The organism is Agathobaculum sp. TL06, from assembly GCF_054658635.1.
The window spans coordinates 99986-122063 of record NZ_BAAGGY010000009.1 but is presented as its reverse complement, the minus strand read 5'-3'; the positions used below and the strand labels follow the sequence as shown (position 1 = coordinate 122063).

The 22078-nt window shown below is 60.6% G+C and carries 17 protein-coding genes; 15 read left to right on the top strand and 2 right to left on the bottom strand.

Translation table 11 applies throughout. The features are described 5' to 3' along the window. Nucleotides 1-452: 452 nt before the first annotated feature. Nucleotides 453-1988: a D-alanyl-D-alanine carboxypeptidase family protein gene (locus ACYQ3S_RS07200; RefSeq protein WP_459688155.1), complete on the bottom strand. Its 1536-nt coding sequence runs from the start codon at nucleotides 1986-1988 to the stop codon at nucleotides 453-455. Nucleotides 1989-2212: 224 nt separating this feature from the next. Here ACYQ3S_RS07200 and ACYQ3S_RS07195 point away from each other — a divergent pair, with 224 nt between their 5' ends. The 6 genes from ACYQ3S_RS07195 (at nucleotide 2213) to ACYQ3S_RS07170 (ending at nucleotide 9203) form a co-directional block, all read left to right on the top strand. After that, on the top strand, nucleotides 2213-3796 hold the full coding sequence (locus ACYQ3S_RS07195; RefSeq protein ID WP_459688154.1) for an amidohydrolase: 1584 nt from the start codon (nucleotides 2213-2215) through the stop codon (nucleotides 3794-3796). A gap of 149 nt (nucleotides 3797-3945) precedes the next feature. Then, complete coding sequence (locus ACYQ3S_RS07190) at nucleotides 3946-5190, top strand: DUF4317 domain-containing protein (RefSeq protein ID WP_459688152.1); 1245 nt, start codon at nucleotides 3946-3948, stop codon at nucleotides 5188-5190. Between the two features lie 174 nt (nucleotides 5191-5364). Further along, nucleotides 5365-6033 carry a FadR/GntR family transcriptional regulator gene (locus tag ACYQ3S_RS07185; RefSeq protein ID WP_054326096.1) on the top strand — a complete coding sequence of 223 codons (669 nt, stop codon included), beginning with the start codon at nucleotides 5365-5367 and terminating at the stop codon, nucleotides 6031-6033. A gap of 31 nt (nucleotides 6034-6064) precedes the next feature. Further along, nucleotides 6065-7312, top strand: coding sequence for an enolase C-terminal domain-like protein (locus ACYQ3S_RS07180; protein WP_459688151.1), 1248 nt, complete (start codon nucleotides 6065-6067; stop codon nucleotides 7310-7312). Nucleotides 7313-7383: 71 nt separating this feature from the next. Further along, nucleotides 7384-8433: an alcohol dehydrogenase catalytic domain-containing protein gene (locus ACYQ3S_RS07175; protein WP_459688149.1), complete on the top strand. Its 1050-nt coding sequence runs from the start codon at nucleotides 7384-7386 to the stop codon at nucleotides 8431-8433. Nucleotides 8434-8435: 2 nt separating this feature from the next. After that, on the top strand, nucleotides 8436-9203 hold the full coding sequence (locus ACYQ3S_RS07170; RefSeq protein WP_459688148.1) for an SDR family NAD(P)-dependent oxidoreductase: 768 nt from the start codon (nucleotides 8436-8438) through the stop codon (nucleotides 9201-9203). 82 nt (nucleotides 9204-9285) lie between these two features. Here ACYQ3S_RS07170 and ACYQ3S_RS07165 read toward each other — a convergent pair whose 3' ends face one another. Then, on the bottom strand, nucleotides 9286-10221 hold the full coding sequence (locus tag ACYQ3S_RS07165) for a hypothetical protein (protein ID WP_459688147.1): 936 nt from the start codon (nucleotides 10219-10221) through the stop codon (nucleotides 9286-9288). A 281-nt stretch (nucleotides 10222-10502) separates the two neighbouring features. Here ACYQ3S_RS07165 and rlmB point away from each other — a divergent pair, with 281 nt between their 5' ends. The 9 genes from rlmB (at nucleotide 10503) to ftsX (ending at nucleotide 22072) form a co-directional block, all read left to right on the top strand. Further along, nucleotides 10503-11279, top strand: coding sequence for a 23S rRNA (guanosine(2251)-2'-O)-methyltransferase RlmB (gene rlmB, locus ACYQ3S_RS07160; protein WP_459688145.1), 777 nt, complete (start codon nucleotides 10503-10505; stop codon nucleotides 11277-11279). Between the two features lie 21 nt (nucleotides 11280-11300). After that, nucleotides 11301-13505: a hypothetical protein gene (locus ACYQ3S_RS07155; protein ID WP_459688144.1), complete on the top strand. Its 2205-nt coding sequence runs from the start codon at nucleotides 11301-11303 to the stop codon at nucleotides 13503-13505. 508 nt (nucleotides 13506-14013) lie between these two features. Further along, on the top strand, nucleotides 14014-16098 hold the full coding sequence (locus ACYQ3S_RS07150) for an elongation factor G (RefSeq protein ID WP_459688143.1): 2085 nt from the start codon (nucleotides 14014-14016) through the stop codon (nucleotides 16096-16098). A 217-nt stretch (nucleotides 16099-16315) separates the two neighbouring features. After that, the gene (locus tag ACYQ3S_RS07145; RefSeq protein ID WP_459688141.1) at nucleotides 16316-17518 is read left to right on the top strand and encodes an FprA family A-type flavoprotein; all 1203 of its coding nucleotides are present in this window, start codon (nucleotides 16316-16318) and stop codon (nucleotides 17516-17518) included. A 122-nt stretch (nucleotides 17519-17640) separates the two neighbouring features. Then, nucleotides 17641-18129 (top strand): DUF4830 domain-containing protein, encoded by a 489-nt coding sequence (locus ACYQ3S_RS07140; RefSeq protein ID WP_459688140.1) that lies wholly within the window; start codon nucleotides 17641-17643, stop codon nucleotides 18127-18129. Between the two features lie 186 nt (nucleotides 18130-18315). Next, on the top strand, nucleotides 18316-19053 hold the full coding sequence (locus ACYQ3S_RS07135; protein ID WP_459688138.1) for a pseudouridine synthase: 738 nt from the start codon (nucleotides 18316-18318) through the stop codon (nucleotides 19051-19053). Nucleotides 19054-19250: 197 nt separating this feature from the next. Further along, nucleotides 19251-20342, top strand: a complete 1092-nt coding sequence (locus ACYQ3S_RS07130; RefSeq protein WP_459688136.1) for a PucR family transcriptional regulator — start codon at nucleotides 19251-19253, stop codon at nucleotides 20340-20342. Nucleotides 20343-20510: 168 nt separating this feature from the next. After that, on the top strand, nucleotides 20511-21191 hold the full coding sequence (gene ftsE / locus ACYQ3S_RS07125) for a cell division ATP-binding protein FtsE (protein WP_054326105.1): 681 nt from the start codon (nucleotides 20511-20513) through the stop codon (nucleotides 21189-21191). Next, entirely contained in the window at nucleotides 21188-22072 is an 885-nt protein-coding gene (gene ftsX, locus ACYQ3S_RS07120) for a permease-like cell division protein FtsX (RefSeq protein WP_459688134.1), read from the top strand. Before ftsE ends, ftsX begins: the two co-directional genes overlap by 4 nt. Nucleotides 22073-22078: the final 6 nt, after the last annotated feature.

The following is a 22078-nucleotide window of genomic DNA, read 5'->3' as shown; positions in this document are numbered from 1 at the left end:
TCGCGGAGGCGGCGAAGCGGCTGTATGCGTTGGTGCTGGACATCGCGGGCGGCAGACCCTCCAAAACCGAGCTGCTGGGCTACCGTGAAATCGCCATCTTCAAAAACGGCGTTACGCTGTAAATAAAAAGATTACCCGTTATATATGGAAATCACCCCGTGGAGCAGAGGCGCCGCGGGGTGGTTTTATTTTTTGAAAAAACAGATTGTGCAAGTTGTGTGAGGAATGTGCGTGAATGCCGGTTTCTGCTATACAAGGGAAGAAAAGTGCTAAAATGGGAAAAAGTTGAGAAATACAAGCCTTTTGTGTGGATACAGCGGTAAACAATAGCGAAGTTCCGCAGGGTAGGACGGAAAAAACGGCGGCTATGGGATCGGCCTGTCGAGGAGGCAAAGGGACGCTAAGAGAAAACCCGCCGTTTCTTTTGAAACAGCGGGTTTTCTCTGGCTATTTTACGCGGCCGGAGCGTCTTCGGCCGGAGCATCCTCCACGGGAACCTCCTCCGCCGGCGTTTCCGGTGAAACGATCTGGATATCGGCACGCAGAATCAACTGTTTTGCGCCTGTGCTGTCCGCATCGCCAAGCACAAAGGAAAGCTCATGGCTGCCCTCTGAGGCGTCTTCCGGAATGCGGAGCAGATACTCGCTGGATGCGGCATCGTTTTCGATGGTAAACGCCGCGTTGGAATAGCCTGCGATGTCCGCGCCGTCCCATTGCCAGCGCGCCGGAAGCTGGACACGGGCGATCCCGTTTTCGCCGGTGATATCCGCGGTCACGAGCAGCGTTTTGCCGGGATAGGCTGCCGCGCTCCGGATGTTGAGCGAGCCGCCGTATTCCACCGGACGCTGCTCCACCGGAAGGGCTGTTTCACAGCGGACCTCGGTGCCGTCGAACATGGTCAGGACAAAGGCGATGTCGAGCGTATCGCCGGCCAGCTCTTTGAGCGTGTATTGCAGCGTGCTCGTCTTATGGTCGGCGGTCAGGAAGCTGCTGTTCCCGTAGCCATCGACCGCCGCGCCGTTGACATACCACTGCGCTTTGCAGGCATAGGAGGCGGAGACGCCTTCCAGCCGTGCGGTGACGGTAAACGGCTGGTACGGACGGACGCTGTCCGGCGCCGCGGTAAGCTGTACACTGGTCGCTTTACGGGCCGCATCCCGCTTTTGGATTTCAGCAAAGCCGTAATCAAGCAGCTGGCGGGAATCCGCGAAGCGCTGCGCGTCGCTGGTGGATTTCATAACCACCGCGATCACACGCCGCCCATCCCGTACCGCGGTCGTGGTGACGCAATAGCCTGCCTCCGCGATGGTGCCGGTTTTGAAGCCGTCCAGCCCTTCGTAAGGCGCCATGGTGTTGAGCAGGTGGTTGGTGTTATTATAGTAGGCGCCGTTAAAGCTGAACCCGCTTTTGGAGGTGATGCGCAGGATATCGGGATAATCGTTGATAAAGCGGCGGGTGAGCTTGGCCTGCGAGCGGGCCGTGATATAATTGGGCTGCGCACCGTGGCAGTTGTAATAGGTCGCGTTCAGGCCGAGATCCTTGGCGGTCTGGTTCATGCGGGCGACAAATGCGCTCTCACTGCCGCTGATATGCTCGGCCATGACGATGCACGACGCGCTGGCGGAGGGGATCATGATCAGGTGAAGCAGCGTATCGACCGAGTAGGTGGCGCCCTCGGTCAGCGGTACGGCGGTGGGATAGCTGGCGTCGCGCGATTTGACAGCCGCGTTGTGGCTGACCTTGACCTGGGTGTCCAACGTCAGGCGGCCGGCCTCCAGCTCCTGATAAATGATGTACGCGGTCAGCACCTTGGTCATGCTGGCCGGCACACGGGCAACGTCGGCGTTATACTCGTAAAGCGTTTCCCCAGTCTGCGCGTCCATGACGAAAACGCTTTCCGCCTGATAGCTGAGCGCGGCAGCGCCGGGCGCGAGGCCGCAGAACAGCACCAGAACGGCCAAAACGGATGCGATCAGTTTTTTTCTCATGCAGTTTACCCCCTTGAAAATAAAAAGCAGACACCGCGCAAGGAATGCGGGTATACTGCATAAATTATAACATCGGTGGAGAAAAAAGTAAATTTCAAAAATTGCACGCGGCGCAAAAGAAACGGGAAAAGTTCAGACAATGTTCAAAAACTTCCGGCCCTGCGTGCTATACTAAAGCATAGGGCATACTAAGGCACACGGAATCGGATAAAGGTGGAGTGCTTATGAAAACGCTGTACTATGGCGGCCCAATCCGTACAATGGAGAGCGGCGGGCCGGCCGAAGCGCTGCTGGTCGAAAACGGCGTGATTGCGGCCGTGGGGACGCGGGAAAAGCTCGCGGCATGGGCGCGCGGCGCGGCGGAGATCGACCTGGATGGACGCGCGCTGCTGCCTGCGTTCCTGGACGCGCACGGCCATTTTTCCGGCGCCGCGCAGGCGCTGCTGCAGGTCCCGCTGGAGGAGGCCGCCAGCCTGGACGAGATCGGACAGGCGCTGTCGCATTTTATCACGGCTAACAAAATACCGGACGGGCAATGGGTGGTTGGCAAAAGCTATGACCAGAACACGCTCGCGGAGCGGCGCCATCCGACCCGTGCGCTGCTTGACCGCGTTTCCGCGGTGCATCCAATCATGGTGGTGCATCAGTCCGGCCATATGGGGGTGTTCAACTCCCTGGCATTGGAGCTGCTCGGCGTCAAAGCGGACACGCCCGCGCCGGCGGGCGGCGTGATCGGCACGGAAAACGGCGTGCTGACCGGTTATATGGAGGAAAATGCGTTCCTGCAGTACCAACAGAAGGTGCCGATGCCGGACATGGAGGACCTGATGGACGCGTATCGTCGGGTGCAGGAGCAGTACGCCTCCTATGGCGTGACGACCGTGCAGGAGGGGATGATGCCCGAAAGCCTGATCCCGCTGTATCAGACCCTGCTTGCGCACCGGCTGCTCACGCTGGACGTGGTGGCATATCCGCCCGTGGACGCCTGGGATGAGGCGAGCGCGGCGTTTCCGGAAGCAGTCCGGCGCTACCATAACCATTTCAAGCTCGGCGGGTGTAAAATTTTCCTGGATGGTTCCCCGCAGGGCCGTACCGCGTGGATGCGGGAGCCGTATCAGGGCGCGGAAGACGGGTATCGAGGCTACGGCACCATGAGCGGGCAGGCGGTGCAGGAAGCGCTCATGGCAGCCTATCATGGCGGGCTGCAGGTGTTGGCGCACTGCAACGGGGATGCGGCAGCGGAGCAGTTTTTGCAGGCCGTGGCTGCGGTCGAGCGGGAATTTCCGGATTTCCGCGGCCTGCGGCCGGTCATGATCCATGCGCAGCTTCTCGGACTGGACCAGATGGAGGCCGTCAAGCGGACCGGCGTGCTGCCATCATTTTTTGTGGCGCATGTGTACCGGTGGGGCGAGGTGCATATCCGGAATTTCGGGCTGGCGCGCGCACAGCATATCAGTCCGGCGCGCGCGGCGCTCGAGCAGGGGATTCCTTTCACATTCCATCAGGATACGCCCGTGCTGCCGCCGGACATGCTGGGTACCGTCTGGTGTGCGGTCAACCGGCTGACGGAAAGCGGCGCCGTGCTCGGCGCGGACCAGCGTATTCCCGTGGAGGACGCGCTGCGCGCGGTTACGGTCCACGCTGCCTACCAGTATTTTGAGGAAGCGCGCCGCGGCTCTCTGCGGCCGGGCAAAGCGGCCGATCTGGTGCTGCTGGACGCCGATCCGTTCGCGGTCGAGCCAGATGCGCTGCGGCGGGTACGCGTGCTGGAAACGGTCAAGGCAGGGGAAACGATTTACCGTGCATGACGGCTCTCCGGCAAAATCCGCTTGCCTTTTCTGCGCGGGATGCCGTATACTAAAGGACGGGAATATGAAAAGCCGGCGGCGGGCGGCCGCTTATCCGTGGGGATAGGCGGCCGCCCTGTGTCCGCGGGCATATGACGGGAGAGACTATCATGAATATTACCAAAGGCGATGTGCAAGAGCTGCGCCGCCGCCTGAAAAAGACCGAATGCACCTTTGGCCGCATGTGCGGGTGCTATGTCAACAGCGGCAAGCAGGTCGTCCTGAAGTTCGGCGAACAGTTTTCCGAGCTGGAGGAGGACGAGTTTTACAAGTATTTGGAGATTGCGAAAAAAACGCTGTCCGGCACGCTGGGCGGCAACCTGCTTGAGCTGGAATTCGCGCGCGGGGAGCAGGCGGACGAGCGCCGCTCGTTCCTGCTTACGCTCAAGGGCAGCAAGCTGGCCAACGACGACCTGCTCGACCGCCTGTATGAGCAGGTCATCGAACAGTATGCCTATCCGGGCAACTACCTGATTTTAGTTTATCACGATGTGTACGACGTGCCGGCCCGGGCGACCTCTGGCGAAGCGCAGGAGGAGTCCGAGGAGATCTACGAGTACATACTGTGCGCGGTGTGTCCGGTCGAGCTGTCCAAGCCCGCGCTCGGTTATCGGGAGGAAGAGAACCGCATCGGCGCGCGCGTGCGCGACTGGGTGGTCGGCCTGCCCGACCTGGGCTTTGTCTATCCGGCGTTCAGCGGCCGCGGCAGCGATGTGAACGCTGTGCTGTATTACGTCAAAACCGGCCGCGGCTCCCATCCGGAGCTGATCGAAAACGTACTCGGATGTGTGTCCCAGCGCACGGCCGCAGAGGACAAGAAAGCGTTCCAGAGCGTTGTGAAAAGCGCGTTCGGGGAGGATGAGGAGCAGGCGGACGCCGCGTTCTTCCGGATACAGAAGACGATCAGCGGCATGGTGGCCGAACAGGAGGCGGACGAAAGCCTGCCGCCGGTCAGCCTGACGGCCGAGACGGTCGCGGACCTCGCGGCGGAGGCCGAGGTGCCGGAGCCGGTCAGGGAGCAGATCGGCAAGGCATTCGCGCAGACGTTCGGAGACGTGCCGCCTGTTGCGAACAATGTGCTGGACAGCCGTCTGGTGGAGGAAAACACCCAGCGGATGCACACGGCGGCGCTGGAGCAAAGGGTTGCGGAGCTGCAGCACCGCCTGGCGGAGCAATCCGAACGCCTGGCCGGAGACGAGGCCCCCTGGGAGGAAAGCGCGGGCATCGTGCTGCGGGTGCCGGAGGAGCGGGCGGACCGCATCCATACGGGTGTGGTCGAAGGGCAGAAATGCCTGCTGATCCCGATTGAGGAGGGGGAGTCCGCCAGCATTAACGGTGTGGATCAGACCCTGTAAAACAGCAGAACAAGGTGAGCCGGCAGTTGCCGGCTCTTTTTTTGTGCCGGAAATGTGCGAAATCGGCGGCGGGATTTGTGCAATATGCGAAAATGTGATTTTCCCTCTTGACAGTACGGAAAAGGACGCTATAATAAAAGCATAACTTGTCAGACAAGTTGAGGGAGGGAAGCCATGAAGGCCGAACGCATCAATGTGACGGAAAGCGTGCTCCAGTACCTGACCGGCCATATCCAAAGCGGCCAGTGGGCGGTCGGCAGCAAGATCCCGTCCGAGAACCAGCTGACCGAACGGCTCGGCGTCAGCCGCGCGAGCGTGCGCGTGGCGATCCAGCAGCTGATCGGCGTAGGCGTGCTGGAAAGCGTGCATGGGAAAGGGACCTTCCTGCGGGACGACCGCGTGGAAACCCTGCTCACCGGAGCCAGTCAAATCACCCCTGCGGACTGTGCGGATATCCGCGCGGTGTTGCAGTTCCGGCGCATTTTAGAGCCGGAAGCGGCGGCGCTGGCCGCAAAAAACGCAACAAAAGCGCAGATTGGGCGTCTGCATGAGCTGACCGGCCGGCTGCCCGCGCTGCGCGGCCAGAAAAGCGAATTTGTGCGGTGCGACATGGCGTTCCATGAGGAGCTGTGCCGGGCGTCCGGCAATCATCTGCTGGTCAAAAGCCTGCATGAGGTGTTCGAGCAAACGGTGCGCAACCATGAACAACTGACCCAGCGGTTCGGCGAGCAGGACGCTCTGTTTTTTCACCCCATGATCCTCAATGCGGTCGAGGTACACAATGACAACCTGGCGCGTGCGCTGATGCAGGCGCACATCCTGCAAAATTACGATAAGGTTTAACTTGTATAACAAGTGAAAGGGAGAGAATATCATGCCAATTACCATCCGTGACATCCGTGTGATCTGCACCGCGCCGGAGGGCATCAACCTGGTGGTCGTCAAGGTGGAGACGAGCGAGCCGGAGCTGTACGGCCTGGGCTGCGCGACGTTTGCCTACCGCCACCTGACCGTGCAGCATCTGGTGGAAAATTACCTCAAGCCGCTGCTCGTCGGCCGCGAGGTGAACAACATCGAGGCGCTGTGGCAGCTGATGCACCAGAACGCCTACTGGCGCAACGGCGGCATTGAAAACAACGCGATCTCGGGCGTGGACATGGCGCTGTGGGACATCAAGGGCAAGCTTGCGAACATGCCGTGCTACGAGCTGTTCGGCGGCAAGTGCCGCGAGGCTATTCCGGTCTACCGCCACGCGGACGGGCGCGATGTGGAGGAGATCTGCGATAACATCGAGCGCTTCCGCGACATGGGCATCACCCACATCCGCTGCCAGTGCGGCGGCTATGGCGGGGGCGGCTACGGCAAGGCGCCCGCGACCGCGCCGCAGGGCGCGCCGGACGGCGTCTACCTGGACTCGCGCAAATACATCCGCGACACGGTCAAGCTGTTTGAGGGCATCCGCGCGCGCATCGGCTACGACATGGCGCTCGTCCACGACGTGCATGAGCGCATCGCGCCGGTCGAAGCGCTGCAGCTGGCCAAGCAGCTCGAGCCGTTCGACCTGTTTTTTCTGGAGGACGCGGTGCCGCTCGAGCAGGTCGACTGGCTGCGCCTGCTGCGGCAGCAGACCTCGATCCCGCTGGCGCAGGGCGAGCTGTTCAACAACCCGCGCGAGTGGAAGCAGTTGATTACCGAACGGCTGATCGATTTTATCCGCGTGCATATTTCGCAGATCGGCGGCATCACGCCGGCGCGCAAGCTGGCGATTTTCGCGGAGCAGTTCGGGGTGCGCACCGCATGGCACGGCCCCGGCGATATGTCCCCGCTCGCGCATGCGGCCAACATCCATATCGACCTGGCGGCGCCCAACTTCGGCGTGCAGGAATGGTCGGGCATCGAGCCGCCCAATTTCGTCATCCAGGAGCTGCGCCAGCAACATGGCGCGCTGCTTGAGGTGTTCCCCGGCCTGCCGGAATTCAGGGACGGCTATGTGTACGCCAACGACAAGCCCGGCCTGGGCGTTGACCTGGACGAAAAGGAAGCCGCCAAATACCCCTGTGAGAACACAGTCACGACCTGGACGCAGACCCGCCTGCGCGACGGCTCGCTCCAGACACCGTGACGCCGCGCGATCCCAAAAGCGGGAAACCCCATATGCCATACATGATACTGTTTTAAGAGGAGAATGCTGTTATGCTGATGAGCAAGGAAGTCATAGTGACCGAGCCGCATAGGTTCGAGGTGCGCGAGGTGCCGCGCCCTGAGGCGGCCGGCGATTACGACGTGCTGGTAAAAATGAAGGCCTGCGGCGTGTGCGGGTCGGACGTACATAACTATCTGGGAGAGAACCCGTGCGCGTCCTATCCGCGCATCCCGGGACATGAGAACGCGGGCGTGGTCGAGGCGGTCGGCTCCAAGGTGACCCGCGTCAAGCCGGGCGACCATGTCGTGCTCGACCTGGTGGTTGCCTGCGGCGAGTGCTACCAGTGCAAAATCGGCCGCTATAACGTGTGCGAGCACGTCCGCGCGCGCGGTTCGAGCATCGACGGCGGCTGGCGCGAATACTTTGTCGTGCCGGAGAATCAGTGCTATGTGATCTCCCCCGAAATCCCGTGGAAGGATGCGGCGCTCGTCGAGCCGTTCGCCATCGGCGGACACTGCACGGGACGCGGCCGCGTGGTGCCGGAGGATACCGTGCTCATCCTCGGCGCGGGTACGATCGGCGCGATCATCCTGCAGACCTGCAAGGCGAAGGGCGTGAAAACCGTCATCTGCTGCGATATCAACGATTCCTCGCTCGAACGCGCGAAAACGTACGGCGCGGACTATGTGATCAACACCAAAAACGAGGATCTTGCCCTGCGTGTGCAGGATATCACGGGCGGACACGGCGTGACCTGCGCGTTTGACTCGGCATGCTTCCCGGGTTCGCTGACCAGCCTGTTCGCGCCCGGCATCATGGCGAACGCGGGCCGTGTGGTCTCGCTCGGCTTCTGTACGGCGCCGGAGCAGATCTCCTCCGCCATGCTCGACCAGCGCGAGCTTGACCTGATCGGCTCCCGCATGTCGGCGTATCAGTTCGAGCCGACCATCGAGCGCTTTGAGCAGCATGCGTTCAACCTGGAGGGTATCGCCACCCATTTTATCCCGTTCAGCCGCATCGGGGAAGTGTTCGACAAGATCGAGCATCCCGACCCGTCGGTCAAGAAAATGGTCATTTTGTTTGATGAGGAGGATATGTAATCATGGTACATCCGCTTTTTGATATCACTGGCCGCAAGGCCATCGTCACCGGCGGCACGCGCGGCCTGGGCCACGGCATGGCCGAGGGGCTGATGGAGGCGGGCTGCGAGGTCGTCATCATTGGCTCGAGCGCGCGCGTGCATACCGCTGCGGAGGAATTCCGCGCGCGCGGCTTTGCCTGCCACAGTGTGCAGGCCGACTTGGGCCGGCGCGAGGAATGCTACCGCGCGTTCGGAGAGGCGGTGGAGCAGCTGGGCGGCGATCTGGACATCATTGTGACCGCGCACGGCATCCAGCGCCGGCATCGTGCGGACCAGTTCCCGATGAGCGATTGGGACGACGTGATCCACGTCAATCTGGAGAGCCAGTTCATCCTCTGCCAGGAGGCGTCCAAGATCATGGTCAAGAAGGGCTATGGCAAGATCATCACGATTTCCTCCATGGCGTCCTTCTTCGGCGGCCAGAACGTCGTCGCGTACTCCGCGGCCAAGGGCGGCGTGGCACAGATGACCAAGTGCATGTCCAACGACCTGCTGGCGTGCGGCGTCAACGTCAATTCGATCGCGCCCGGCTATTTTGCGACCGATATGAACGAAGCCCTCCTCGATCCCTCCAATTACCGGTACAAGGAGATCTGCGACCGCATCCCAGCCCACCGCTGGGGCGAGCCGGCGGATATGAAGGGCGCGTGTCTGTTCCTGGCGTCGCATGCGAGCGACTATCTGGGCGGCGCGATCCTGCCGGTCGACGGCGGCTACCTTTGCAAGTAAGGGGCGCCTGCTCCGGCGCTTTCCGTTAACAAAAAGACCCCCGGGGCTGGCTGCCCTGGGGGTCTTTTGCCGTACCGGCGCGTCAGGCGCCGGCGACCAGTTGGTCGAGCGCCTCCCGCGCGCGCTGTTCCGCCGCGCGGCAGTCGTCCTGCATGGCGCGAAGGCGGGACAGGACATCGTCGATCTGGCTGCATGTGTCTGCAATCTGGGACTGTGCGCCGTGAATATGGTCCAGCACCATCCAGTCTGCGAAAAGGCCGTCGAAAAAGTAATCCGCAAAGCGCAGGAAGCCGTCTACCTGCGCCTGCACATCCGCCTGGATGGATACGTCGGTCAGCTCGGTCTTAAAGCGGCGGAGCTGGGTCTGCAGCGTCTCGACCTTGTCCTGCGCGTCGTCCAGATGCCCGTGCTTGACCAGGTCGGTGATCAGGCCGCCGCCGAACAGGTCGAATGTACCCCAGCCTTCCGCGCTGTCCAGGCTGGACAGGATGCTGTCCGCGGTATGGCGCGCCGCGCGGCCGGCGTCGAGCGCTTGCGCAATCTCGGTTTCCAGCGTCTGCTGCGCGGCGAGCTGCTGCTCAAGCTGCAGGATGCGCTCGGCATGCACAGAACCGCTCTGCCGCAGGAAATCCCGTTTGGCGTCCATGGCCTGCCTCCAGCGCTGCTCGCAGCCATCGAGCGTGGCGGCTTCCCACTCGTAAGAAGCGATATCCTGCCGCACCGCCTCCAGCTCGCGCCGCACGGCGTCGTGCCTGACCGCGGCGGTCCAGGCCTCCTGCTGTTCCTTGTCGAGCCGCTCCTCCCGCCTGCCGAGGAGAGCGTAAAAACAGGCGGTCAGGCTGCGGCCCTGCAGCCGGTCCACGTCCTTTTGCTCCGCAGCCCGCACTGCGGCCAGGCTTCGCTCCCGTTCCTCCAGGCGCTGCCGCTCGCGGTACAGCTCGTCCAGCATGGCCCGCAGCCGGTGAAGCCGGTCGGCCTGCTGCCTGAGGGTGCGGAGCGTTTCATCGTATGGCGTCAAATGCGATCCCTCCCGTTTGTTTTTATCATTATACCACAGCGGCCGGTACTTTTTTGCCTGAAGCGACCGCTAAGCGCCGCTGATGGTATAACAAAATATAAAATAAATGATAATAGCCGCTTTGCGGCTATTATACCATGCGGTGCGCGTTCCGGCGAGCCTTTTCGGAGGATGAGGGGCGAAAAACGTGTAAATTTTATGTTTTCCGTCGTACAGCGTTGAAAACGTGGGGGAAAGTGTGCTATACTATCCACATCTGAAAATTTTTGGAGCGTAGGAATATGGCTTATGAAAACAACAGGCGCCGCCGCCCGCCGCGGGAAGATGACGGGACCCTGATCGAAGGCAGAAACGCGGTTCTGGAAACGCTGCGCGCGGGCCGGACGGTCGATAAGGTCTTTGTGGCCGAGGGAGCCCGCATCGGGGATGTGGCTGCGGAAGCGCGGCGCTGCGGCGTGCCGGTCGTCACCTGCGACCGCCGCAAGCTCGACCATATGAGCCCGACGGGGAACCACCAGGGAGTGATCGCGCAGGCCGCCGCGCAGGAATATGTGCCGCTCGACCATATATTCCGCGTGGCGGAGGAGCGGGGCGAAGCGCCGCTGATCGTGGTCTGCGACGGTATTGAGGACCCGCACAACCTGGGCGCGATCATCCGCTCGGCAGAAACCGCGGGCGCGCACGGGGTCATTATCCCCAAGCGCCGCGCGGTCGGCCTGACTGCGGCGGTCGCGCGCGCCGCGGCGGGCGCGCTGGCCTATGTGGGCGTGCATAAGGCGAACAACCTTGCGGCGGCGCTCGACGAGCTGAAGGCGCGCGGGGTATGGCTGTTCGGCGCGGAGGCGGATGGGACGGTGGGGCTTTACCAGGCCGCGTTCGACCGCCCGTGCGCGATCGTGATTGGTTCGGAAGGGCAGGGGCTCAGCCGGCTGACGCGGGACAAGTGCGATTATATCGTCAGCATTCCGATGCGCGGGCGGGTCAACTCGCTCAACGCATCCAACGCGGCGGCCGTTCTGCTGTTCGAGGCGGTCCGCCGCCGCGCGCAGGCGGAATAAAGGAGGAAAACGGACAACGATATGGACAGAAAAGACGAAACCATGAACCTCGATGATATTCGGGCGATGCTGAACGACGTACCGGATACGGACGAGTTCGATCTGGACGCGATCATAGCCGAGGTCGAGGGACTGGCGCCGGCCACGCCCAAGGCTCAGCCGCGCCCGTCTGCCGCGCCGGCGCCGGAGGTACGGCAGCCGGAACCGCCGGCAGCCGCCCAGCCCGCCGCGCCAAAGACGCGGCCTGTCCGCGCCGCAGCGCCGACGGAACCGCGGCCGCGGGATTTGGACGATTTCCCAGAGGAGGAAGAAGAGGATCCGCGCGCGGCGCGCATCGCCGCGCGGGAGGCCAGGGCGCAGGCGAAACGGCAGAGGGAGGAGAACCGGACCGCTGCCAGGGCCGCGCGCCGTGCCGCGAAAGCGGCCGTGCAGGAGGAAGAGGAGCTGTACGAGGACATGCCGGAGCAGCCGCCCGCGCGCCGCGCCGCGCGTGGGGAGCGGATGAGCCGCAAGGAGGCGCGCGCGGCGCGTCTGGCCGCCGAACAGCAGGAGGAAGCGGAGGAGATTCGGCTGCGCGATCCGGCGCAGGCCGCCCGCTCGTTCAAGCGGCGGGCGCGGGGGCTTTCCGTGCGCTCCGTGATCGTATTGATTTTGGCGGCCGCGGCGGCTTACCTGAGCCTCGCGCCCAGCTTTGACGTGTTGCCGCTGCCGGTCGTGCTCGACGCGGTGGAGAACCCGGGCATCGGCATTGGCGTGCTTATGCTGCTGCAGTTTATCGCGCTTTTCCTGGGTGTGGATGTGTTCGGCATGGGCTTTAACAGCCTGTTCCACGGCGCGCCCGATCGGGCGTCGCTGGTTTCGTTCGCCATTGTGGCGTCGCTGCTGCACGGCGCGTCCATTATCGTTTTTGAAAACGCGCCCGGCGTGCAGGTGCCGTACCTCGCGGTCAGCATCCTGCTGCTGTACGCGGCAATGCGGGAGGAGCGCGGACGGTACGCCGCGCAGGCGCGCGCCTATCAGGCGATCTGCTCGGCGGAGCAGCCGATGGCGGTTTACAGCCATTACGACAGGGAGGATGACGCATGCAGGGCGGTCAAGGGGCCGCTGCACGATGATAAGGCCTTCCTGCTGGAGATGGAACGGCCGGATACGGTGGACCGCTTTTCCATGATCTATGTGCCGATCGCGCTGGCGGCATCCATCATCTTCGCGCTGGTGGCTTCGGTCGCGCGCGGCGAACCGGTGCGCTTTTTCTGGGCGTTTTCCGCGATTTTGTCGGTATCCGCGCCGCTCGGCCTGCTGTGCGCGTTCGGCGCGAGCTATAAGAACATCTCGCGCCGCCTGCTCGGGTCGGGCGCGGCGCTCGCAGGGGCGCGCCAGGCCAACCTTCTGCGCGGGACCGAGGAGGTCGTCCTGACCGAAAACGACCTGTTCCCCGCGGGCTCGATCAGCCTGGAGGCGCTGCAGAACGCGGGGCGGATGTCGGACGATAAGCTGCTGGGCTGCGCTGCGGCGCTCGCGGATGCGGCCGGCCTTGAGCTGGGACGTGTGCTGACCGAGGCGGTGCGGGAGCGGTACGGTGTGACGCTGGCGGCGCGCAATGTGCAGTTTGTCGAGGGCGGCCTTGCCGGAGAGATCGGCGGGAGCCGCATGGTGCTCGGCACGGCGGCGCTCATGGTCAAGCTGGGGCAGCGTATCCGGTCGGGCCAGACGGAGGATGAAACGGTCAGCGCCTATCTGGTTGTGGACAACGTGCTGGCGGGCGCGCTGCTGCTCCGTTACCAGCCGACGAAAAGCACCTACCAGGCAATGCGCCTGATGCGCCGGATGCATATGAACGCGGCGCTGGCAGTGCGGGATTTCAACATTTCGCCCGCCATGGTGGAGAGCCAGTTCGACCTGCGCCGCGGCTTTGCCGACCAGCCGGAGCCGGACAGCGTGCGCCGGCTGCTCGATCCCGCCTATGCAAAGGCGGACGCGCCCGCCGCGATCCTGGTTCGCGAGGGAGCGGGACCTTTCCTGCAGGTGCTCCGCTGCGCGGACAAGCTGGCGGGCGCGGTGCGCTCCGCCTTGACGCTGGGCGCCTTTGCCGGCATATGCGGCATGCTGATCGTATTCTATCTGGTGTTCCAGAACGCGGTGGATGCACTGCCGGTTCTGCACCTGCTGCTGTATCTGTTGATCTGGTATGTTCCGGTATTCATCATCACCCAGCAAACGCATTAAGACATGGAAATAACGAAAAGGGCCTGGAAGCATGCTTCCAGGCCCTTTTGATTTGCCCCTGCCGGGGAGCGGTCGCTTTGCAAAAGCAAAGGCGGCCGGAGCGAACCGCTCCGACCGCCCGATCGGTAAAAGAGAAGAAAAAGAGAGGTTCAGAACGGCAGGATGGACACGACGGAAAACACCGCGAGAGCCAATGCCAAAACAGCGGCGGCGGTAGCAAGATAAGCACGGGTCATGACGGAGGCTCCTTTCCATTCTGCACAGCGGGGTAAAAACCATTACACTTATATAACGTTTGAAAAGGCGATTTTGTGACAGGAAAAAAACAAAAAAATAAAAAAATTTCGGGCGGCGCGGCCCTGTCGAAAAAGGACAGAGGGGTACATTAAAATTGCACAAAAAACAGCTTGCATGAATTGGTAAAGTCGTGTATAATAACAAACAGGGAGTTTGTTCCCGCCAACTAAGCGCCCGCGTGAAGGCAAGGGCAGGGGAGTGTTTATCAAATATGGCCAATTACCCGGTTAACAAGATCCGTAACGTATGTCTGATGGGGCATGGCGGCGACGGCAAGACCTCGCTCGTCGAGAGCCTGCTCAATATCGCCGGAGTGACCGACCGTGTCGGAAAGATCACGGATGGCAACACTGTATGCGATTTCGATCCAGAGGAGATCAAACGCAAGTTTTCGATCTCAACGGCTGTGGCGCCTGTTGAATGGAACGGCTGCAAGATCAATCTGCTTGATACCCCTGGTTTCTTTGATTTTGAAAGCGAAGTAAACTGCGCGCTGCGCGTGGCCGAATCCGCTCTGATTATCGCCACCGGCAAGGCCGGCCCGGGCGTGGGGACGGAAAAGGCCTGGGAGCGCTGCGAGGCGCGTTCCATGCCGCGCATGTTCTATATCTCCAAGATCGACGAGGAGAACTCGGATTACTATACCTCGCTGCATAAGCTGCAGAAGCAGTTCGGCGTTTCGGTCTGTCCGATCGTGGTGCCGATTTTCGAGGGCAACCGCGATACGGCCGGCGTGGTCGACTGCGTCATCCGCAAAGCGTACCGCATGGAGGGCAGCAAGCGCGTCGAGATCCCGATTCCGGACGATATGAAGGACCGTATCGACCAGCATCGCGCGGCGCTGTGCGAAAATGTGGCCGAGCTGTCCGAGGAGCTGATGGAGCGCTATTTCGCGGGCGAGGAATTCTCGGACGAAGAACTGATCGCGGGCATCCGCCAGGGCGTCAAGGATCTGGTTATTGCGCCGGTGTTCTGCGGCACGGCCGTGACCGGCATCGGCTCCTACGCGCTCCTGAAGGGCATTGCGGACTACATGCCGTCGCCGGACGAAAAGCCGGTCGAGATCTGCGAGGACGAAAAGGGCGAGCTGATCGAGATCAACTGCACGCCCAACGGCTCGACCTGCGCGTTCGTGTTCAAGACGGTCGCGGACCAGTACGGACGCTTCTCGTATTTCAAGGTCATGTCTGGCGAGGTCAAGCAGGACATGGTGCTGGTCAACAAGCGCGCGGACGCAAATGAAAAAATGGGACATATTTACTCGGTCTGCGGCAAGAAGACGAGCGAGGTGCCGGTCGTCGGCTGCGGCGATATCGGCGCGGTTTCCAAGCTGGTCACCACCAAGACCAGCGACACGCTCTCCATGAGCGTGCGCAAGGTCGAGCTGGAGCCGATCGAATTCGCGCCGCCGTGCTACACGCAGGGCATCCAGCCCAAGGTCAAGGGCGCGGAGGAGAAGATATCCGCCGGCCTGGCCCGCCTGCACGACGAGGATCCGGCCTTCGAGACCGAGTTCAATCCGGAAACCAAGCAGCATACGATTTCGGGTGCGGGCGACATCCATCTGGATGTTTTGTGCTCCAAGCTCAAGGATAAATTCGGCGTGGAGGTCGTGCTGACGCCGCCGATCGTGCCGTACCGTGAAAAGATCCGCAAGACGGTCACGGTCGAGGGCAAGCATAAGAAGCAGTCCGGCGGCCACGGGCAGTACGGCCATGTCAAGATGGAGTTTGCGCCGTATCCGGAAGGCGATTATCTGTTTGAGGAGAAGATCTTCGGCGGCTCCGTGCCGAAGAACTTCCATCCTGCGGTCGACAAGGGCATCCGCGAGGCAATGGAGCATGGCGTACTGGCGGGCTATCCGCTGGTCGGCCTGCATGCCACGCTGCTGGATGGCTCCTATCATGACGTGGACTCCAACGAGCTTTCGTTCAAGATGGCGGCGCGCCTGGCCTATAAGGCGGGTATCCCGCAGGCAAGTCCGGTGCTGCTTGAGCCGGTCTGCTCGTTGCGCGTCGTCGTGCCGGATTCGTACATGGGCGATGTGATCGGCGACCTGAACAAGCGCCGCGGGCGGATCATGGGCATGAACCCGATCGAGGGCGGCAAACAGGAGATTTTGGCGGAGTGTCCGATGGCAGAGCTGTCCGACTATGCGATCACGCTGCGCTCGATGACGCAGGGCCGCGGCTCGTTCGTCTCCAAGTTTGAGCGGTATGACGATGCGCCCGCTCCGGTGCAGGAGAAGGTCATTGCGGAAAACAAGGCGAGACTGGAAGCGCTCAACAAGGAATAACACAGAAAACCGGCTGCTATGCAGCCGGTTTTTTTATCCGCCGCGCGCGGGGACATACATAGCGGTGCGGCGGGCTGGAGACGATAAAGTATGAACGACGCCAAAAGCCGCAGGTTTTTTGCCCTGTTTTTTGTGCTTTCGTTTGTTTTGGCAGGGTAGACGACTGTAAAATTATATGTTACAATTTTAACAGAAATTATTTCGGAGGTGTCGTGCGATGCACAGTACCAGAAAGATCAAGGACGATCTCATCTATGTTGGCGGCAGTGATCGCCGCCTGAGCCGGTTTGAAAATTTATTCCCGATTCCGCGCGGTGTATCCTATAACAGCTATGTGCTGCTGGACGAAAAAACCGTGCTGTTCGATACGGCGGACGATTCGATCGGCCGCCTGTTCTGTGAAAACGTGACATATGCGCTGGGCGGGCGCACGCTGGACTATCTGGTGGTTCAGCATATGGAGCCGGACCACTGCAGCCTGATCGACGAAATGCTGCGCCGCTATCCGGAGGCGAAAATCGTTTGCAGCGCGAAGGCGCTGTCCATGCTGGCGCAGTTCTACGGCCTGGATGCGAAAGACCGCGCGCTGGTCGTTGCCGAGGGGGACAAACTTTCCACCGGCCAGCATACGCTGCATTTCATCATGGCGCCCATGGTTCACTGGCCGGAGGTTATGGTCACCTATGACGAGCAGCACAAGCTCCTGTTTTCCGCGGATGCGTTCGGTACGTTCGGCGCGCTGGCGGGCAATATTTTTGACGATGAAATCAACTTCGACAGCGCGTGGATGAACGACGCGCGCCGGTATTACACCAACATTGTCGGTAAATACGGCGCGCAGGTGCAGGCGCTGCTGAAAAAGGCGGCCGCGCTGGATATCGAAACCATCTGCCCGCTGCACGGACCGGTCTGGCGCGGGAATCTGGCGCTGCTGCTGGAAAAATACCAGTTGTGGAGCACCTATCAGCCGGAGGATAAGGCGGTTTTGATCGCTTACGCCACCCTGTACGGCAATACGGAAAACGCGGCCAATGTACTGGCCGGCCTGCTGGCGGAAAAAGGCGTGCGCAACATCGCGATGTATGATGTTTCGGAAACCGATGTATCCGAGCTGGTCGCGGAGAGCTTCCGCTGCAGCCATCTGGTGCTGGCGGCGCCGACCTACAACGGGGGGCTGTATCCCCGTATGGAGGCGTATCTGGCGGACCTAAAAGCACTGAACCTGCAGAACCGCACGGTGGCGCTGCTGGAAAATGGCACATGGGCGCCGGTTTCCGCGAAGCATATGCGGACCACGCTGGAAAGCATGAAGAACATGACCGTGCTGGAAGGCGCGGTTGCGCTCAAGTCCGCTTTGGCGGAGGGTCAGCTCGCCGCACTGGAGGCGCTGGCGGAGGAGATCGCGGCGCAGGTGCAATAAACAAATTCGACAGGCTGCCGCCGGCATGCGGCAGCCTGTTTTTTTGTGCGAGACGGAGAAAAGCCTGTTCTGCTTTGCGCTCGGGATGCATAGGATAGAGCAAAAGCAGGAGGGACAATGCCATGATCGTTTATGCAACCAAGGTGTCAGTAAAGAAAGCGATAGCGGGCGTGCTGGTGATCGGCGCGGTGGTGCTGGGCGTGACCGCACTTATGCCGAAGGCGGCGGAAACGGTCGATGCGCAGGCGGCTGCCGGCGAGGTGGACCTGGACACAAAGCTGAAAAACAACGAGCAGCGTGTCGCGCTGCTGGAAAGCTACGGCTGGAAAGTGGAGCCGGAGCCGCGTAGTGAGCGCGAGGTGCAGATCCCCAAAACCTTTGACGACACATACCAGGCGTACAACGCGATTCAGCTTGGGCAGGGGCTGGACCTGACGCCCTATCAGGGGAAACGAGCGACGCTCTATACCTACGAGCTGCTCGAATACCCGACCGGACAGGAGGGGGTTGTCGCCAACCTGCTGGTCCGGCGCAACCGGCTGATCGCCGCGGATATCAGCGCGCCGGAAGCGGACGGATTCGTCCACGGTATTACCGAGATGCCGGAATAACGCGCCCGAACGCGCCCGTGCGGGCGCGTTTTTACTTGACTGTGCAATTCCACGAAAAAACACGGTAGGGTTTAGGACACCTATTGGTGACTTTCAGGGGATTGCACTTTTTTTGCATTTTCCTATTGTGCAATATGCGAAAAAGTGGTATGCTATAGCCAGTAATGGGTTGTCGGGAGGCACAAAATGGCCCAGATGCGTTTGGATAAATTGCTCACCCACCTCAATTGCGGCAGCCGGAAGGAAGTGCAGGCGCTCATCCGCGCCGGCCGTGTGTCTGTGGAAGGGCAGGTGGTCCGCGATCCGGCGGCCAAGCTCGATCCGGAGACAGCGGCAGTTTCTGTGGACGGACAGGTGCAGCGCTACCGCGCGCAGCGGTATTACATGCTCAATAAGCCCGCCGGTGTGATCACGGCGAGTCGGGACGCGCGGCACCCGACCGTGCTCGGGCTTTTTCCGGAGAACGAGCGGCGGGGCCTGTTTGCGGTCGGACGGCTGGATAAGGACACCGAGGGGCTGCTGATCGTGACGGACGACGGGGCGCTCAGCCATGCGCTGATGAGTCCGGCGCGGCATGTCTCCAAGGTGTATGAGGCCGAGATCGAGGGGGAGCTGGCCGAAGACGCGGCGCAGCGCTTCGCGCAGGGCATGACGCTGAAGGACGGTACGGTTTGCCGCCCGGCCAAGCTGGAGCACCTTCCGGCGGTGTGCGGGCAATGTGTGCGGATCACGCTGCAGGAGGGGAAATACCATCAGGTCAAGCGGATGGTTGCGGCGGCCGGCGGGGTAGTGGCGCACCTGCGCAGGGTCAGGCTGGGGGGCCTGGCGCTCGATCCGAGGCTCGCGCCGGGGGAATACCGGCTTCTGCGGGAGGAGGAGGTTGCCCTGTTGCGGCAGGAGCCGGAAGATGAACAGGGCGGCTGAAAAATTTGCCAAAAAATTTTGAAAAAATTTGTACAAAAATGTAGAACTCTGTGATATAATTACTTAAAATGCACAGAGGGAATACCGGCTTCTTGTGAAGAATGTTCAGAGCTGGGGATGCTAAGCAAGGAAATAAGCGTTTTCGGGAGAAACTATTATGACCGCCACAGGCGGAAAAGACGGGAAAGGTGATGGAAATGGCTTCGAGATTGTTCCAGTCGATTGTTTTGCAGATGAAGGACACGGTGGACCGTACCATTGGTATTGTGGACGCCAGCGGCGCGGTCGTTGCGTGTACCGACCTGCCTCGGATCGGCGAAATGCGTGAGGAAGCGATCACCGAGCTGGGGTTTGCGGGCGAGATCGTGCGCTTCGGCGGCTATACCTACCATATTACCGGAGAGCGGTCTACCCGGCTGGAATATGCCGTTTTCGTGCAGGGCGAGGATGAGCTTGCGCGTAGCATCTGTTCGCTTGTCGCGGTATCCATCAATAATATCAAAACGCTTTACGACGAAAAACATGACAAGGCGACGTTCGTAAAAAACATTATCCTGGATAATATCCTCCCGGGCGATATCTACATCAAATCCCGCGAGCTGCATTTCGGCAACGACGTGCCGCGCGTCGTATTCCTGGTGCGGCAGCAGTCCCCTGCGGATGTGGCGGCGATCGATGTCGTATCCGGCATGTTTCCGGATAAGCAGAAGGATTTCGTCCTGCACATATCCGAAAGCGATATCGTCGTCGTTAAGGAGGTCAAGTCGGGCAGCGAGGTCAGGGATCTGGCCAAGATCGCCGCAAGCATCGAGGAGACGCTCGCAAGCGAGCTTTCGGTCAAGTGCCTGATCGGCATCGGCTCGGTTTCCTCGCAGATGAAGGACATTGCGAAATCCTTTAAGGAAGCGCAGACCGCGATCGAGGTCGGCGGCGTTTTTGATACGGAAAAAAGCATTATCAGCTTTGAAAACCTGGGGATCGGCCGCCTGATCTACCAGCTGCCGATCACGCTGTGCGAGATGTTCCTGTCCGAAGTGTTCAAAAAAGGCTCGATCGACTCGCTTGACCAGGAAACGCTGTTCACCATCCAGAAGTTCTTTGAAAACAACCTCAATGTGTCGGAAACCTCCCGCAAGCTGTTCGTACACCGCAATACACTGGTGTACCGCCTGGAAAAGATCAAAAAGCTGACCGGACTCGATCTGCGGGAATTTGACCACGCGATTGTGTTCAAGGTTGCGCTGATGGTGCGCAAATATCTGGCAAGCCGTGAGGAAAACAGCCGCTGAAGGCAAAAGTTCACAAAAATTTCACGAAAAAAACCGGATCGTGTTCCGGATTGGCAGTTGTTGTCGTCTTGCGCGATCGGGGAATATCTGTTATAATAGGCAAAGGTGTATGAAGCGCATGCACCTTTGTCTTTTTTTGCAAATGCAAGGCTCCGGGGAGGACTGCCAGTGATACGGATGAACGATGTCACCATGGTGTACGATAACGGCACCCGTGCGGTGAACAAAGCAAACCTGCGCATCGACGAGGGCGAATTCGTCTTTTTGGTCGGCGCGTCCGGTTCCGGCAAAACGACGATGATCAAGCTCCTGACCGCGGAGGTGCGGCCGACCGAGGGACGGGTGCTGGTCAATAACTACAATATCGGTGAAATGAAAAAGCGCCAGATCCCATACCTGCGCCGCACGCTCGGCGTGGTGTTTCAGGATTTCCGGCTGATCAACAGCAAAACGGTGTATGAGAACGTCGCGTTCGCCATGCGTACAATCGGCGCAAAGGGGAAGGCGATCAAGGAACGCGTGCCGTATGTGCTTGATCTGGTCGGTTTGTCGGAAAAAGCGCATGAAAAACCCCTGAACCTTTCGGGCGGCGAGCAGCAGCGCGTTGCGATCGCGCGCGCGCTTGTCAATAACCCGCGGCTGATTATTGCGGACGAGCCGACCGGCAACCTCGATCCGGCGCGCTCGCTCGAACTGATGACGCTGTTTGAAAAAATCAACGAATTGGGAACCACCGTCCTGATCGTCACCCATGAGAAGGGCTTGGTGGATGAATTTGAAAAGCGTGTCGTCGTCATTGATAAGGGCGAGGTCATCAGCGACCAGACAGGTGGGTACTATCAGTTATGAGAAGTTTTGGTTACTACTGGAAGGAAGGCTTCCGCAATATTTTCAAGCACGGGTTCATGTCGATCGCGGCCGTGATTATCATGATCGCCTGCCTGCTTTTGACAGGAACCGTCACGCTGATCGCATATAATATTAACCTGAGCATTATCGACCTGCAGCAGTCGAATGAGATCGTGGTGTTCATCGACGACAGCCTGACCACGCGCGAGGCGAGGGCGCTCGCCTCGGAATTCGAGCGGATCGACAATATCGCGACGGTCGATTTTGAGGACCGCGATGAGGCGCTGGAAATCTACCGCCAGCAGCTTGGCGAGGATGCCGATATCCTGGCGGACTTTGATTCCAGCAACAATCCGCTGCGCAACAGCTATATCTTTACCCTGAAAGACCCGACGCAGGCGGAGCAGACCATCGAGGAGATCCAGCAGGTCGAGGGGACCGACCGTATCCGCGCGGATGAGAAGGTCATCTCCAAGCTGATCCAGGTGCAGCGGGTGTTCAATATCATTTCGCTGGCCATGGTCGTGGCGCTGACGCTGATCTCCATTTTCATTATCGCCAATACGGTCAAGCTGGCCATGTTCGCGCGCAGGGAGGAAATATCCATTCAGAAAATGGTGGGCGCGACAAACTGGTTTATCCGCTGGCCGTTCGTAATCGAGGGCATGGTGCTCGGCCTGCTGTCCGGCGGGCTGGCGTTTTTCGCCGAGTGGGGCCTGTATAACGAGATGGCGCAAGTCGTCGGCGATGTGATCCCCTATTTCCAGGTTGCTGCGTTTGACAGCGTCCGCATGCTGGTGCTGGGGATATATCTTGGCGCGGGCGTGCTGTTCGGCATCGGCGGCTCGGTAACGAGCATCCGCAAGTTTATGAATGTGTAACCCCCT

Excerpts from the sequence above, each read along its gene's own strand:
- ACYQ3S_RS07200 (WP_459688155.1), bottom strand. The coding sequence starts at position 1,988 with ATGAGAAAAAAACTGATCGCATCCGTTTTGGCCGTTCTGGTGCTGTTC.
- ACYQ3S_RS07195 (WP_459688154.1), top strand. The coding sequence starts at position 2,213 with ATGAAAACGCTGTACTATGGCGGCCCAATCCGTACAATGGAGAGCGGC.
- ACYQ3S_RS07190 (WP_459688152.1), top strand. The coding sequence starts at position 3,946 with ATGAATATTACCAAAGGCGATGTGCAAGAGCTGCGCCGCCGCCTGAAA.
- ACYQ3S_RS07185 (WP_054326096.1), top strand. The coding sequence starts at position 5,365 with ATGAAGGCCGAACGCATCAATGTGACGGAAAGCGTGCTCCAGTACCTG.
- ACYQ3S_RS07180 (WP_459688151.1), top strand. The coding sequence starts at position 6,065 with ATGCCAATTACCATCCGTGACATCCGTGTGATCTGCACCGCGCCGGAG.
- ACYQ3S_RS07175 (WP_459688149.1), top strand. The coding sequence starts at position 7,384 with ATGCTGATGAGCAAGGAAGTCATAGTGACCGAGCCGCATAGGTTCGAG.
- ACYQ3S_RS07170 (WP_459688148.1), top strand. The coding sequence starts at position 8,436 with ATGGTACATCCGCTTTTTGATATCACTGGCCGCAAGGCCATCGTCACC.
- rlmB (WP_459688145.1), top strand. The coding sequence starts at position 10,503 with ATGGCTTATGAAAACAACAGGCGCCGCCGCCCGCCGCGGGAAGATGAC.
- ACYQ3S_RS07155 (WP_459688144.1), top strand. The coding sequence starts at position 11,301 with ATGGACAGAAAAGACGAAACCATGAACCTCGATGATATTCGGGCGATG.
- ACYQ3S_RS07150 (WP_459688143.1), top strand. The coding sequence starts at position 14,014 with ATGGCCAATTACCCGGTTAACAAGATCCGTAACGTATGTCTGATGGGG.
- ACYQ3S_RS07145 (WP_459688141.1), top strand. The coding sequence starts at position 16,316 with ATGCACAGTACCAGAAAGATCAAGGACGATCTCATCTATGTTGGCGGC.
- ACYQ3S_RS07140 (WP_459688140.1), top strand. The coding sequence starts at position 17,641 with ATGATCGTTTATGCAACCAAGGTGTCAGTAAAGAAAGCGATAGCGGGC.
- ACYQ3S_RS07135 (WP_459688138.1), top strand. The coding sequence starts at position 18,316 with ATGGCCCAGATGCGTTTGGATAAATTGCTCACCCACCTCAATTGCGGC.
- ACYQ3S_RS07130 (WP_459688136.1), top strand. The coding sequence starts at position 19,251 with ATGGCTTCGAGATTGTTCCAGTCGATTGTTTTGCAGATGAAGGACACG.
- ftsX (WP_459688134.1), top strand. The coding sequence starts at position 21,188 with ATGAGAAGTTTTGGTTACTACTGGAAGGAAGGCTTCCGCAATATTTTC.